Here is a 14,703-nt window from a genome sequence, read left to right as displayed (position 1 = left end):
CTTTCTTTTCGGGTAATGTATTTTTTTTGATGTAGTACTTCATCCCGTTCGGAAGTGTACCGGTCTTTACAGAAGGATCCATAGGAATATTCTGTGCAAATGCATTGGCAGACATCAGAAAGACAACTGCAAGCGACGAAAACATTTTTTTCATAGTTGTTTCGATTATTAATTTTTAAGGTTCAAAAATATAATTTATTCACTTAACGTGGAAATGTTTAAATTATTATTTTAAGTTAAAATTGAGTTAATTATCGTTAATTAATTTCCGATAAAAGATTTGAATTTTCAGAAAATGAGAACAGCTTTAAAAGGGAAAGCCCAAGCCAAAGTAATGTCATCTTTTCTCATCAGTATGTTTTTGTGTTTATATACCGCAAAAATATAAATTCAGAATGTAAAGAATCTCTTTTTTTAGTTAAACTTTAGTTAAAAATAGTATATCAACAAAAAAATCGGGCAAAACCCGATTTTATTATGTTAAATTAAAGTTGTTTTATTTAAAATCCGCATCTGTAACTTCTGCATTAAGAGTAACCTTTGTTGTTTTAATAGTCATGGTCTGTCCTCCTCCCTGCGCTTCAATTAATGACGGGAATTTAATTCCGTCTACCGTTAAATAATCTTTCGTAAAAGCCGTTCCTTCTTTTGCATCTGCTTTATATAAAAGACCTGTAGAAGCATCAAAATAGAATTTTCCTTTATCGGAAGTTAATACATTGTAATCTTTTCCGTCGATTTTTTCTGTGGTAACATCCTTGAACTTTGTATAATCGTATCCTAAAGCATCAATAATTTTTCCTTTCTTTAAATCTCCCAGTTTATCTGCCGGAATTTCGCTTTTGTTGCCCATCTGCTCCATATAACCTTTTTCTCCGTCAAAATACTGAGAAGCCGCTTTCTGTCCCATAAAAAACTGTTCAGATTTGAACTTATTGCCCAGTTTTTTGGTTGTCATTGTAATTTCTCCCGGAAGCGCAGCCCCCGAAATTGTATTCTCTATCACAATTGATTTCACCGCTTCAAGTTTATCTTTTCCTCCAAGTGCTGTAAGATATTTATCGATAACTTCTTTTGGAGTAAGCTTAGATTTTACAGCTTCCGTTTTAGCCGGAGCTGCAGTAGTATTTTGTGCAGCTACCGAAGTAGAAAAAAGCACAGCGCAAAAAAACGGAATGATGATCTTTTTCATAAATTAAGTTTATAATCGTAAATATAGGAATATTAAACAAATAAATACAGATGTTTTATCAATAAAAAAACCACTGTAAAAACAGTGGTTTTCAAATATTTATAGTAAAATAAATTACTTTTTAAGCTCTTCCAAAAACTCGTCGTGAGAAATAGCAGTTTCTTTTTTCGTTGCTTTTTCAAGGATTACATCTTTCAGCTTCGTCATCGCAACTTCAGAAGAAATCTGTCTTACCTGCTCCTGATCTTTAAGCATTTCAACAGCATATTTCTGGATCTCTTCGTCTCCTAAATGGTGGATTCCGTAGATTGCCAATTGATTTCTTACCAATTGTTCAGCCTGTCCTAAAACATCAGCATAATCTAATTTGATGTCGTTATCACTCATCAATTTTCCTTCAATGATCTGATATTTCAACTGGTTTTTCTCAGATTCAAGGATTTCTTTTGCCTGTTCTTCAGACTGGATGTTCTGGTTAGAGAACATTAACCATTTTACAAGGAATGTTTCAGGAAGCTTTACTTCTTCTTTTTCAGAAACCTGCTCCAATACTTTATTCACAAAATGAACATCAGCATTTTGCTGGAAGTATTCGTCTAATTCAGATTTTACTTTTTCTTTCAATTCTTCTTCAGACTTGATGTTTCCTTCTCCGTAAACTTTATCGAATAATTCCTGATTAAGTTCAGCTAAGTTAAGACCGTAGAAATCTTTTACTTTTACTTCCACTTCGTTGTGGTGTAAATGCTCAACTTCTTCTTTAGAGAATCCTAATTCTTTAGCCAGTTCTTCGTTTTCAGCAAGAGTTTCTTTAGAAACTTTTACAGAACCGTCCATTTTCAAAGATTTTACCAATTTGAAAGCTTCTTTGTTTTCAGCAGTAATGGTAACGTTCTTTGGATGGTGGTGGTGTTCTCCTTCAGCATCTTCTTCCACAACCTGAGAAATTTCTAAAGCGATGTAAGAATCTTTATTGATTTTTTCTTGAGGAGCCTGCTCTGCGAAACGCTTCTGCATGTTCTCAATACTTTTGTTGATTTCTTTTTCAGAAGCCTCTACTTTGTAGTGAGGAGCCTCATATTTAGCCAGGTCAATAGTGAATTCAGGCTCAAATCCTACTTCAAAAGCAACTTCAAGCTGATCCGCATTGTAATCGAATTCGTTTACTGGCTGTGGAACCGGCTGACCAACTAATCTTAGTTTGTTTTCGTTTACGTAGCTGTTTAAAGCATCAGAAACCTGCTTGTTGATTTCTTCAAAAGCAATACCTGCTTCATATTGTTTTCTAACCATACTCAAAGGCACTTTTCCTTTTCTGAAACCAGGAACTTGCGCATTTTTAGCATAATTAATCAATTGCTTATCAACTTTTTCTTTATAGTCAGATTTTTCCAATGTCACTGTAAGCAATGCACTTACATCATCATGGTTTTTTGCAGTAACCTTCATTATTGATTAAAATTTTAGGTTGCAAAAATATAAAAATTTTATGAAAATCGTTCATTTAAAATCAACTTAAAAGCTAAATATTGTTAAATTAAAAAACCACCGGAAAATTTCCGATGGTTTTACTAACAAGATTAAAGATATTAAAAGGTTATTTTAATTCGTAATAGTATAGTTTGCCTGTGCATCTGTTTCTCCTCCAACCTGAGCTCCATAGATCACGCCGTTTGTGGTTGTCTGGGAATCTTCCGTTACACTTGCCGGTTCATGATATAAAGTGAAAATCAACTGGCTTGTTGCAGAAGGATTTTTAACGGCTTTGTTGACCACCCATTCCGTTTTTAATCCTACCCGTTTTCCGTCTGCTCTTGTAGAAGAAGCATCGTCTGTACGCGTTAAAACAATATCTGAATTTGGGAAATTGAAGATTAAAAAGTGTTCGTCTTTTGCATCCTTAATTTCCTGAGTGGCATCTTCGTTTCCGTTTTTAAACGTGGCAGTTACCTGATAGGTCTTTCCGTCGGTTAATTTAATCGCCTGAGCTCCTCCCGCTCCCATGCTGTAATTGTACGTTTGGGTAGTTCCCGCCGCAACATCTTTCACATTCAAAATAATGTTGGTAAGGTCTTCCTGAGGAAGATCGTCTTCTGCCGCAGATCCGTCTCTCTGACAGGAAACTACGGTGATAGCGATGAATAAAACAGCTAATAATTTGATGATATTTTTAGTATTGAATAATTTCATTTTTTTTAAATTTTAAAGTTGATATTTTGTCTGATGGTTTTAAAAATCTTTAGAATCTGTATCTAAAGTTGAGAATAAAGTTTCTTCCTGCCTCATCCGAGAAAAATCTCATTCTGTTCAGATAATCTCTGTATGAAACATTGAAAAGATTGTTCACGATAAGTCCCGCAGAAAGATTTTTGCTGATGTTGATTCCTGTCTGGATATTCCAGAGAGAATAATCGTTTGGCGGAGTACTCAGATCCACCGTTTTTTCCACTTCATCTCCGTCTATATATATTGGTATGGTTGCATTGTACACCGGAAATCTGTTCTGCTTAAGAAAAGTCTGGTTTTCTACCGTAAAATAAAACTGCTTCCAGTTTTCCTTTTTAAACTGTAATGCATTGGAAAAATTAGGAGGCATCATTAAGATCAACGGAACATTGTTTGTGTCGTCCTGTCCGTAAACATAACTTCCCTTTCCTACATAAGAAAGATGATCCGTAAGTTTAAGAGTAACATCCAGATCTACCCCATACATTTTGGCATCGATCTGCTGATAAGACCACACCGGAAATACTCCTCTGATTGTATTCTGAACTCCTGTAGGAACTTCGTTGATGAAATTTTTGGTGATAAAAAAGTAAGAATTTACAGAAACATTCAATCCTTTTAAAACGTTGAATTTTGAATCAACGGTAAGATTAAACTGATGTCCCTGTTCATTTTTCAGTCCCATATCACCAATTTCGATCACAGAAGCAGAATGATGCAGTCCGTCTGAAAACAGTTCTGCAATATTCGGTGTTCTGCCCACTTTTGCATAATTGAATTTCAGATCAAAAGATGAATTCGGACGATATTCTAATCCTGCATTGAAAGATACATTGTTATAATTCAGTTGAGGACGCGTAAGAATCCTGTTCTGATCCGTTTTTACATAAAACTGAGGATAAGAATCTGCATATCTCTTCTCCCAATCGCTTTTATCGTACCATTTGGTAACATCGTAACGGGTAAAATCGTATCGCGCTCCTGCCTCCACATTGAAATTGCCGGAGATTTTATATTTAAAAACGGAATAAAAACCTGCAGCATATTTATCATAGTTCGGAATCAGACGCCTTGCTTTTGTCGCCGGATCCGAATAGTTGTTCTGAAAACTTGCATCAATCCCTGTTTCCAGAGAAAACTTTCCTCTTTCCAGCAAATCATTAAGATTAAACTGATGCGTCATCAGTTCCAGATCCAGAGAAGGCGTATCTTTCAGTTCTCCTCTTCTGATGTCATATTCCTGTCTGTGGTTGTACTGATAACTGTAAGTCGCAGAAACTTTTCCGATATTTTCAAATCTTTTGAAAGCTGAAACTTTCGCAATATGATGCTCGATCACCTGTCTCGGATTATCAATATCATAACTGAAACTTCCTGTATAAATCGGAATTTTTGTAGTGGTTGCGTTGTAAAAATCTTCATTGTTTCCCACATGAGAACCTCTGTAAATTCCTATATTCTGGTTGGTTAAATAATAATCGAAAGAAATTCCTCTTTCATACGTATTATTCTGAACGGTAAAATTAAACGAAGAAAAATCCATTCCTGTATTCATCAGGTTATAATCCGGAGCGTTCTGATCTCCGAGTTTTTTGACGCTCCCTCCGGTTTTTACCGCCCATCCGTTTTTCCAGATTTTCGCCACATCCGCATCCAGAGCCATTCCTTTTCCGTTTGAAATTCCGGTAAGACCGACTGAACCTTTTAAAGTATCCTTTTTAGGGAAAATTTCAGGTTCCATCACCACGACTCCGCCAATCGCATCACTTCCGTATTTCAATGCTGAAGCTCCTTTGATAACGTCGATATGCTGGAAATTATTGATATCCACATTCGGAGCGTGTTCTACTCCCCATTCCTGTTCAGCAAGTCTCACTCCATTGTTTAAAATAGAGATTCTGCTTCCGTAAAGCCCGTGAATAATCGGTTTTGAGATATTATTTCCTGTTTTCAAAGCACTGACTCCCGAAATCTTCGTCAGTAAATTCCCTAAATTATCTGTGGAATTTCTTTGAATTTCAGATTTATCAAGTGTTTTGATTACTAAAGATCCGTTGCTTTTATGGTTTCCGTGAATGGTCACCGTTTCGATATCCTGAATATGATGTTCAAGCGTAATTGTTAAATGCAAATCCCGTGTAACTCCTACATTTTCAGTATAATCATTACAATCAGGATGTTTAGCAATGAGTATATATTTTCCCGCAGGAATTTTATTGATTGAAAACTTACCGTTTTTATCGGTTTTCGCAGAAAAATCTCCAATTTTCACGGATGCATTTTCCAGCATGGTTTTATCGTGAAAATCCTGAACTGTTCCTTCTACCGTATAAGTCTGCTGTGCGTTGGTGAATGCAAATCCGCAAAGGATCAGCATAAAACTATAGATCAATTTCATTGTTAAATAGATTGATTGTGTACTTTTCAGGGTACTTTTTCGTTAAAATTTGAATTGGATTTTTTAGCTTCAGACGATGAATCTAAATGCTCAATTTTGAACCGTTAAGATTTATTTTAAGAATTTAGAGTCATTAAGTTTAATCTTGCTTTTAAGGGATGCAAAAAATCTATATGATTTTTCTTAACGAAACTTAATTTCTAAATCATCTTAATGACTTAAAAAAATCAGCTAGCTTAATTAAAATACATCATGTATTTAAAATTATCTGGCAAAAAATCCGAAAAAATCTATGAATTATGAAATTGCGGGCGGACCGCGAAGCTGAAAGGTAAATTTAGTCTGAGACCATATTTTTTCCTGAACAATAATGATCTGCTTTACTTCATGCGTATAATGTGCAAAAGTAAAACTGAATTCTTCAGGAACTAAAGTATGTCCGGTAGCTAAGAAATGGCAGGCAAGACAGTCTGCTGCTTTTTCCTTCGCTATATTTTTAGTAACCGTATTTTCTGATTTTTTAAAACTGAAGTTTTTGAAAACCTCTTCGGAACTGTGACTGTGGAAATTCTGGGAAAACAGCGCAAGAAAATAGATTCCAAACAATAATTTGGAAATAAAATTCTTTAGATTTCTGCTTTCTTTAAAAATCATTCGTCAAAATTATAAAAATAATTTAAAAATTGAGATTAAAGTTTTATTAAAATATATTAATTGATAAGTAAGCTGATATGAAATTTTGTTACAAACTGTAATCAAACCTTATAGGTTTTAAAAACCTATAAGGTTTATTTTATGTATTTCTTAGAAATTAATCCAACTGAGTCCCCAAATATTCCCACTCCTGCAAAGCAAGATCCAGTTCTTCTTTGGTATTGTTGTATTTTTCCAGTGTTTCTTCCGAAGGATTTTCTTTAGTGAAAGAAGTTTCAAATTCCTCAACTTTTGTTTCCAGTTCAGTAATCTTTTCTTCTACTTTTTTCAGTTTATTCTGAATATTTTTCTGCTCTTTGCTTACAATGGTTGATTGTTGAGTTTCTGTTGCAGGCTTTTCTTCTTTCTTTGCCTTTACCTCAACCTTAGTCTCTTCTCCGTGCAGTTTTGCTTTTTCTGCAGAAATTTCTCTGATGGATTCTTTCTGTCTGAATTCAAGATATTCATTAATGTCTCCTAAGAATTCTTTCATTCTTCCATCGCGGAATTCGTAGATCTTATCGCAAAGCCCCTGTAAGAATTCCCTGTCGTGCGAAATTACAATTAACGTTCCTTCAAATTTCTGAAGCGCCAGTTTGATGATTTCCTTAGACTGGATATCCAAGTGATTCGTAGGTTCGTCCATAATCAGCGTGTTAAAAGGACGAAGCAACAATTTACAAAGCGCAAGACGGTTTCTTTCCCCTCCGGAAAGCACTTTCGTTTTTTTGTTCACCGCTTCCCCTTGGAAAAGGAAAGATCCTAACAAATCACGGACTCTTGGTCTTGTTTCTTCGGTTGCAGCGTCTTCCGCTTCTTCCTGAACGGTTTTATTCGGGGTTAAAACTTCCTCCTGATTCTGTGCGAAATACCCGATGTTTACGTTATGTCCAAGATTCCACGTTCCTGAATAATCTTTGATGTCTCCCGCAAGAATTTTTGCCAACGTTGTTTTTCCCTGTCCGTTTTGTCCAAGAAGCGCAATTCTGTCTCCTCGCTGAACGATAAAATCCACATCATCAAAAATCTGTTTTTCGCCATAAGCTTTTCCTAAATTTTCAGCTTCGAAAATAATTTTCCCCGGAACCTGCGACTGTACGAAACGGATATTGAATTTGGAAACGTCTTCATTATCTACTTCAATACGTTCAATTTTGTCTAATTTTTTAATCAAAGACTGCGCAAAAGATGCTTTTGTAGCACTTGCACGGAACTTATTGATGTTATCTTCCATCTGCTTGATCTCCGCATCCTGATTCTTTTTAGCCTGAATCAGTTTTTCGCGGCGATCTTCGCGCATGACAAGATATTTGGAATAATTCGCTTTATAATCGTCAACTTTTTTGTTGTTGATATCGAAAGTACGGTTACATACCGCAGTCATAAACTGCTTATCGTGACTTACCAGAACAATGGCTCCCGGATAATCTTTCAAAAAGTTTTCCAGCCACATGATGGATTCCATATCCAGGTGGTTCGTAGGCTCATCGAGAAGCATGATGTCGTTCTTTTGCAGAAGCAGTTTTGCCAGCTCGATTCTCATTCTCCAGCCTCCGGAAAATTCATCGGTTATTTTCTGGAAATCATCCGCTTTGAAACCAAGACCGAACAATACTTTTTCCATGTCGCCTTCAAGATTGTAGGCATCGTGGTTCATCAGAAGATCGTTCAGTTCCGTCATTTTATTAATCAGATCTGTGTAAGAATCGCTTTCATAGTCGGTTCTTGTCGCCATCTGATGATTCACCTCTTCCAGTTCGTTCTTCCATGCGTTGATCTGTTCAAAAGCCTGCATGGTTTCTGCCCATACTGTTCTCCCTTTTACGAAATCGAGATCCTGTTTTAAGAAACCGATGGTGATGTTTCCTTCCGGAACCACGTTTCCTTCGTAGAAATTAATTTCTCCGGAAAGCATTTTCAATAAAGTGGATTTCCCCGCTCCATTTTTACCGACCAAACCAATTTTATCATCCTTTTTAATCGTGAAATTCACGTTTTGAAACAGATATGTTCCTGAATGATGTAATCCTAAACCTTGAACCGAAAGCATGTGTTAAATAATGATTAATAGTGAATAATGAATTTTCGGGTGCAAAAATACGGAAAATAAAGCAATTGTAAACTTGTTAAAAATTTAATAGAGCTGAACCTTAATTTTAATTTTTAAATTTGAAGAAAATTATATTCCCGTTTCAGAACATAAACTGCTGAATACAACAAAACACAAACTTCAATAATGACAGATACTCAATCCCTTTGGATAAGAACAGGCTATGAAGCTTTTGCAATTCTTGGTGAAAATGCATTAAAAATAGAGCAGCTTGCGAGAGAAACCGGAAAAAGTAAATCTTCCTTTTATCATCATTTTGCAGATACAGAAGGATTTATGGAAGAATTACTCGTTTTTCACTTAAAAAGATCTGAGATTATTGCAGAAAAAGAAAAAAATGCCCGAAATATACATCCTGAACTTATTGAAATTCTGTCTGAACATAAAATTGACCTTCTTTTCAACCGCCAACTGCGTTTTCATCAGCAGAAGCAAAATTTCCGGAAAACTTTGGAAAAATCCAACCAGATTGTAGGAAACGAGTTCGTAAAAATCTGGGCAGAAGATCTTCAGCTTAAACTTTCTCAGCGACAATTGGAAAGCCTTTTTGAACTTGCTCTGGAAAACTTTTTCCTACAGATTAATCCTGAAAATATAACTAAAGAATGGCTTACTTCTTATTTTGAAAATTTAAAAAGAATTGCAAAAAACTTTGAATAAAAATCCTTCGCACATACTTTTTATAAATCCTTTATATTGTACGGAAGCGTCTAACATTAAAATCATCAAGTGAGTAATTTTGCAAAAAATTATTCGTTCCATGACGCAAAAATTTCATCATTTCTACTTAAAAGTAACAGCAATTGTCATAGGTTCATTTGGTCCTGTTTTCTTTTTGGGAACCATGTTACAGACTTCCGAACCTGCAAGATGGTCTTTGGATCTTCTGAGTCTTCCCTTGGACGGATTGCAGACTTTTCATGATCCTACCACACGATTTTTGAGTGCTTTAACAGGAGGTTTTCTATTCGGTTGGGGAATTTGTATATGGTTTCTGCAAAAATGGGTTTATCCAAAGGCTCCCGATGAAATCCGAAGGTCTGTTTTAGCCGGACTTTTATCATGGTTTTTTCTAGACAGCGCAGGTTCTGTAACATCCGGAAATTCAAGCAATGCTTTTATCAATATTATTGTTTTACTCATTGCTGCAGGACCTCTGTGGAAAAAAGCTAAAAATTAAAATATTTACCCATTTCTATCAAAAAATTCATCAATGAAAAATTCAAATTTTCTTAAAATTCTTTTAATTGTTCAATCTTTAACACTGTTTGTGTACACAATATTCTGTTTTCAAAAGGAAGGCGCAGATTTGCTCAGTGTTTTCGTTAATAACATTGCGGCTATTGGCTGGAGCGGACAATTTAATATGGATTTTTCCTGTTATCTTATGCTTTCAGGATTATGGATCATGTGGCGTAATAAATTCAGTTTAAACTCTGTCTTTATTGCGATTACAGCGAGTATTGTGGGAATTATGGTTTTTGCTCCTTATTTTTTATTTTTATTGATAAAAGAAAAGGGAGATCTAAAATTAACGTTAATCGGAAATCGTTAATGATATAGCTGATACAAAAATTGAGCTGTCCACTAAAGACAGCTCAACACCTAAATTTAAAACTGAAAATGTACTAACATTTATTATAAAAATTTTCTTTGATCAATATCGTACGGCTCCAATTATCATTATTCGGAATATTGGTTCCGTAGGCATAATCAACCACAGAATCTTCAATATGATGTATTTCCGACTGTAATCTGGATTGGTTTTTATTGAACTGATCATCCGAATTGCTCGGAACATTCAGTCCGTTATTGATGATTTCCGTATGGGTTTCCGATTGGGAATCCATCATTAAAGCAGGATGATATAAGCCGAAATTAGCCGAAATATGGATATAATCTGCCAGTTTTTCGTAATTGTAATCTGGTTTAAGATCCGGTGAAAGGTTTTTAACATAATTCCCCAAAGACTCCGAAAGTTCTGACAGATAAGAGTGTTCTTCAGAATGAACAGCAAATGTGTCCCCATCAAAATCCGTATCAAATACAGATTCCTGAGAATTTGTTTCCATAAGCATCAGTTTTCCATACACTTTTGAAAGCTCACTGTACACCAGATTTCTTGCAACGTATGCCTGAGAAAAAACTTCGCCCTTGTCAATTTTATAATACTGCAAAATATGACTCCATATTTTCTTTTTTTCTGAATCTAAAGCCGTTCCTCTGATATTTTCCACGTAATAATACAACTCCGTATTTTTAATAAAATTCGGGGAAACATACACCGATTGGGAGCCTTCTAAATATCCTCCTCCAACATCTGCATGTGCACCCGGAACAAAAATTTCTTTCCAGACAGAGCCTCCGTTCTCCCATTTTTTATCTGTTCTTTCTTTTGATTCTTCGAAAATGCCTGTTAAAGGAAAAAAGTAACGGCATTCGTTCACTGCACAGATATGAAGAACTTTTTCCGTTTCGGGCAAAACTGCCACATCATAATCGCTGAAAGCGGCAGATTCTACGGTATCAAAAATCCCAAGAAATTTAATTTTAACTTTTTTTCCTGAAAATTCGGAAGTATGATGTATTACTTCATTGCAAAAATTCCTTGCCAGCATGGCACCTCTGCTAAAACCATAGACGTACAAATGATATTCTTTATCCTTTTCGTGAACTGTATTTTTAATAAATAATAAAGCGTCTTCCAGTTTATCATCAGAAGAATATCCTTGGTATCCCGCAGGATTTTTACACGTAGCCATCGCAAAATCACTGTCTTCATTTCCTGTAACAGTTCCGATTCCTTCTACATATTTTTTCTCATCGCCATTAAACAGCTTAAATAATTTATAGATATTGGTAATATTACCGTAATAGCTTTCGTTATTTTTAAGTGGTTTTTCATGAGAAGTAGCATTCATCCCGTTATTTCCTGTTCCATCGAAGAAAATTCCGACAGAGATGATGTTGTTTTCCATTACACTTTGTGGTTTTATCTTGTCTTCATTATTAAAAATGAAGCACTTATTATATGAACACTCCAAAGTAACGATGAAAAAAACCGGGATAATAGAGTAGAAAGTACCAAATAAAAAATTCCGTATTTCTACGGAATCAGATTCTTTCCAGAGGATGAATATTGTTGATAATGGCATAAATTACAATTCCCACTGTATTTTTAGCGCCGATTTTCTCTACAATTCTCTGCCTGTGGCTTTCGACAGTTCTTGGACTGATATATAGTTTTTCTGCAATTTCATTATTGGTGCATTCCTGACAGATCAGCCTCACCACATCTTTTTCGCGGTCCGAAAGTTCGTCATCCATTTCAAAGAGCGTTCTTTTTTTGGTAGGACTGTTCATGTAAGAAAAAATCATCTGATGATCTTCCGGAGTGAAGAAAATTCCGTTTTTGTACACCATTGTAATGGCTTCGATAAAAGCATTCCTATTGGAGTTTTTCGGCAGAAATGCTGAAACACCGAGTTTCACCATATATCCCAGAATGGTTGTTTTGTAATGGGAAGAAAGAATGATGATTTTAAGATGGGGATATTTTTCTTTTAAAATCTCAACCAGCTCAAACCCGTTCATGGGCTGCATCTGTACATCAACCAATGCAATATCGGGGAAATCTTCTTCGGAGGTTTTCTCTAAAGTTTCCAGAAAATCCGGACCATTGGTAGAAGTAGATCCTACTGAAATATTGGGTTCCGAAGACAATAACATTTTTACGCCTTCGAGAATCAGCTGTTCATCATCAATTAACGCTATTTTGATCTGGGAGTTCATTGTATGGAATTTTTATAATTAACCGGCTGCCTTTACCAATAGTATTTTTCCATTTGTGCGCCGCGTTCATAGATTTTATTCTGGATTCGATATTTTTGATACCCATACCTTTTTTCACCTCATCATATTCAAAACTTTGTCCGTTATCCGAAATGATAACCGCAAGATTTGCTTTATTGTCTTTAATATAGATCCAGATTCTTGATGCTTCCGAATGTTTGAGAACATTGGTGGTAAATTCCTGAATAATCCTGTACAGCTGAACTTCTATAAAAATTTCTTTTTTCTGAAATTTCGGACTTACGTTCAGTGAAATGTTTATCCTTCCTGCTAAATTGGCTATCAGTTCTTCAATATACAGAACCAGACCTACGGATTCAAGATTTACGGGATATAATGAATGAGAGATGCTTCTTGCAGAATCTATCAGAGAAGACATTTGAGTGGTGATATTTTTTTTAATCAGCTCATCTCCTTTGGTGTCTAAATTATTCAGCCATAAAGAAAGAATATTCAGACGGTTTCCGATATCGTCATGAATCATTACCGCAATTCTTTTTCGCTCAGATTCCTGCGCCTTAATGTTTTCCAGTGCCAGATTTTTCTGATGCCGGACTTCCGCTTCATGCTGCGCATTCTGTTCTTTAATAATTCTCTGGATAAAACTCCGGTACGCAAGCAGAATAAAAGTCATAATGATTACCAGAACAGCAATCAGTGCAACAAAAAAAGTGATATTTAAGGTTATTTCTTTAATCTTAAAAAGGTATAGATGATTGATATATATAAAAAGCTGCAGAGAATATTATTGATACTCCAGATCATTCCCGCCTGTTTTACCCCAAAATCCGCAAGCTGGCGAAGAAGGAAAAATAAAAAAACCGACAATCCATAATACAGGAAAATAAGGCTGTCTACAGCCATGAAGCGGTCATTCACCTGGGTATTTTTAATTTCCATAAGCAGCGCATAACCGGCAAAGCAGATCACAATAATATTTGAAATCACCTTCTTTACTTCATTGGTTACCATTTCCGTATCCAGCAAAAAGAAGAGCGCCAATAATCCTACCGGAATATAACAATACCACGGCAATGCTAATTTTTTCACGAAAAGAATTCCTAAGATGAGAAATTCTCCTGCCACATAGTAAGGAAACAGAAAATCAAGACCCTTTACATGAAAGAGACTGATAGAAACTCTTCCTGCCGCTTCTATCAAAAAAAGAAAAATGATATAATATACATACCATTTTTCTGTGTTTCTAAGAGTTTTGTACTTTAAAATCCCTATTAAAGCACAAATAACAAGTAAACTGTTATTAAGATAAAGTATTACCTGGTAAATATCCACAATATATTTTAGTTATAAATTACGTAAACTGGCAGATAGGCGGGCATGCGTTTGACCAATCGTATGTATTGGAGATTTTTTCAACGCTTACTCCGTTTTCACTGCCTTCCAGACCTGTAGTATAAAAAGAAATGAAAATAAGCGTAGGCAAAACTCTCTGATACACCTGAGAAAACTTCAGTCCGAATGAGCAAACCATATGAGAAAGCCCGGCTTTCGGCGGATTAAGATTTTCTGCAGGTACATAAAACTGCCTAAAAATTCTTGCTCCCTGAAATTCTGTACATTCTCTGTAGAACCAAATCATCGCATCATTTCTCCACGACTCAATTGCTTCGATTGCTTTATCCTGCTCCATCATCGGCTTATTGGCAATCGGCCAGAACATATCCGAACTGTTATCGACTGTTTTAAGATCTTTGGAAAGAACCGCATTTTTCACAAGCGTATATTCTTCCGTTTCTACCAGATTAAGATCTTCCTTCAGTTCGGCTAAAAAGCTGTAAGGATAATCCTGTACTTCTTTTTTATGTCCTCCTTCATCCATCGGGCAAAGAACAGCAACCATTTTATTCTCATAAATACCGATCTGAGCACAAAACTCAGTACATTTATTTTCGGTCTTCATCCAGTTGATCTGTTCAGCATCAAAATCAAAAACATAATTGGTAGGAATCAGATCTTTAATGGCATTGTAATTTCCACGGCAGTTATCCCACGCTGCAAATGCTATCTCGCATTGTTCTCTGTTGAATGTATTCATATTTTCACGGTTTTTCTAAGGCATAAAATTATAGAAACTAAATTATCTATGCAAGTATCTCACGCATAATTGAAAATTAGTTAATAATTCTTCACCGTAATATGGTAACAACTTTGCTGTTTTTCCTTGATATAGTAGATTTTACCCAGATCATAATAATATTTCAGAACTTTTTC

14 protein-coding genes are annotated in these 14,703 nt (G+C 35.4%); 3 read left to right on the top strand and 11 right to left on the bottom strand.

Annotated elements, in window-relative coordinates; genetic code table 11:
• Nucleotides 1–496: 496 nt before the first annotated feature.
• The 6 genes from WFK35_RS12675 to WFK35_RS12650 form a co-directional block, all read right to left on the bottom strand.
• Nucleotides 497–1,192 carry a hypothetical protein gene (locus WFK35_RS12675; RefSeq protein WP_336732895.1) on the bottom strand — a complete coding sequence of 232 codons (696 nt, stop codon included), beginning with the start codon at nucleotides 1,190–1,192 and terminating at the stop codon, nucleotides 497–499.
• Nucleotides 1,193–1,306: 114 nt separating this feature from the next.
• On the bottom strand, nucleotides 1,307–2,641 hold the full coding sequence (locus tag WFK35_RS12670) for a trigger factor (RefSeq protein WP_214590729.1): 1,335 nt from the start codon (nucleotides 2,639–2,641) through the stop codon (nucleotides 1,307–1,309).
• A gap of 153 nt (nucleotides 2,642–2,794) precedes the next feature.
• Nucleotides 2,795–3,382, bottom strand: coding sequence for a hypothetical protein (locus tag WFK35_RS12665; protein WP_235129764.1), 588 nt, complete (start codon nucleotides 3,380–3,382; stop codon nucleotides 2,795–2,797).
• Nucleotides 3,383–3,431: 49 nt separating this feature from the next.
• On the bottom strand, nucleotides 3,432–5,816 hold the full coding sequence (locus WFK35_RS12660; RefSeq protein WP_336732894.1) for a TonB-dependent receptor: 2,385 nt from the start codon (nucleotides 5,814–5,816) through the stop codon (nucleotides 3,432–3,434).
• Nucleotides 5,817–6,113: 297 nt separating this feature from the next.
• On the bottom strand, nucleotides 6,114–6,470 hold the full coding sequence (locus WFK35_RS12655; RefSeq protein WP_336732893.1) for a hypothetical protein: 357 nt from the start codon (nucleotides 6,468–6,470) through the stop codon (nucleotides 6,114–6,116).
• A gap of 157 nt (nucleotides 6,471–6,627) precedes the next feature.
• Nucleotides 6,628–8,559, bottom strand: a complete 1,932-nt coding sequence (locus WFK35_RS12650) for an ABC-F family ATP-binding cassette domain-containing protein (RefSeq protein WP_336732892.1) — start codon at nucleotides 8,557–8,559, stop codon at nucleotides 6,628–6,630.
• A 186-nt stretch (nucleotides 8,560–8,745) separates the two neighbouring features.
• Here WFK35_RS12650 and WFK35_RS12645 point away from each other — a divergent pair, with 186 nt between their 5' ends.
• From WFK35_RS12645 to WFK35_RS12635, 3 genes are all read left to right on the top strand, one after another.
• Nucleotides 8,746–9,279 (top strand): TetR/AcrR family transcriptional regulator, encoded by a 534-nt coding sequence (locus WFK35_RS12645; RefSeq protein WP_336732891.1) that lies wholly within the window; start codon nucleotides 8,746–8,748, stop codon nucleotides 9,277–9,279.
• A 100-nt stretch (nucleotides 9,280–9,379) separates the two neighbouring features.
• The gene (locus WFK35_RS12640; RefSeq protein ID WP_336732890.1) at nucleotides 9,380–9,799 is read left to right on the top strand and encodes a hypothetical protein; all 420 of its coding nucleotides are present in this window, start codon (nucleotides 9,380–9,382) and stop codon (nucleotides 9,797–9,799) included.
• Nucleotides 9,800–9,832: 33 nt separating this feature from the next.
• The gene (locus WFK35_RS12635; protein ID WP_336732889.1) at nucleotides 9,833–10,174 is read left to right on the top strand and encodes a hypothetical protein; all 342 of its coding nucleotides are present in this window, start codon (nucleotides 9,833–9,835) and stop codon (nucleotides 10,172–10,174) included.
• Nucleotides 10,175–10,247: 73 nt separating this feature from the next.
• On the opposite strand, the gene WFK35_RS12630 is transcribed toward WFK35_RS12635, so the two are convergent.
• The 5 genes from WFK35_RS12630 to WFK35_RS12610 form a co-directional block, all read right to left on the bottom strand.
• Entirely contained in the window at nucleotides 10,248–11,597 is a 1,350-nt protein-coding gene (locus WFK35_RS12630) for a T6SS phospholipase effector Tle1-like catalytic domain-containing protein (RefSeq protein ID WP_336732888.1), read from the bottom strand.
• A 136-nt stretch (nucleotides 11,598–11,733) separates the two neighbouring features.
• Entirely contained in the window at nucleotides 11,734–12,411 is a 678-nt protein-coding gene (locus tag WFK35_RS12625) for a response regulator transcription factor (protein WP_214590737.1), read from the bottom strand.
• Nucleotides 12,380–13,105 (bottom strand): sensor histidine kinase, encoded by a 726-nt coding sequence (locus WFK35_RS12620; protein WP_336732887.1) that lies wholly within the window; start codon nucleotides 13,103–13,105, stop codon nucleotides 12,380–12,382. The genes WFK35_RS12625 and WFK35_RS12620 overlap by 32 nt, the downstream gene beginning before the upstream one ends.
• A 50-nt stretch (nucleotides 13,106–13,155) precedes the next feature.
• Complete coding sequence (locus WFK35_RS12615; RefSeq protein WP_214590739.1) at nucleotides 13,156–13,764, bottom strand: hypothetical protein; 609 nt, start codon at nucleotides 13,762–13,764, stop codon at nucleotides 13,156–13,158.
• Nucleotides 13,765–13,783: 19 nt separating this feature from the next.
• A complete protein-coding gene (locus tag WFK35_RS12610) occupies nucleotides 13,784–14,527 on the bottom strand; it encodes a hypothetical protein (protein ID WP_336732886.1) in 744 nt (247 codons plus the stop codon).
• Between the last annotated feature and the right edge of the window lie 176 nt (nucleotides 14,528–14,703).

The organism is Chryseobacterium sp. VD8 (genome assembly GCF_037149975.1).
Taxonomy (GTDB): Bacteria; Bacteroidota; Bacteroidia; order Flavobacteriales; family Weeksellaceae; genus Chryseobacterium; species Chryseobacterium indicum.
This window is presented reverse-complemented; position numbering and strand designations above follow the sequence as displayed.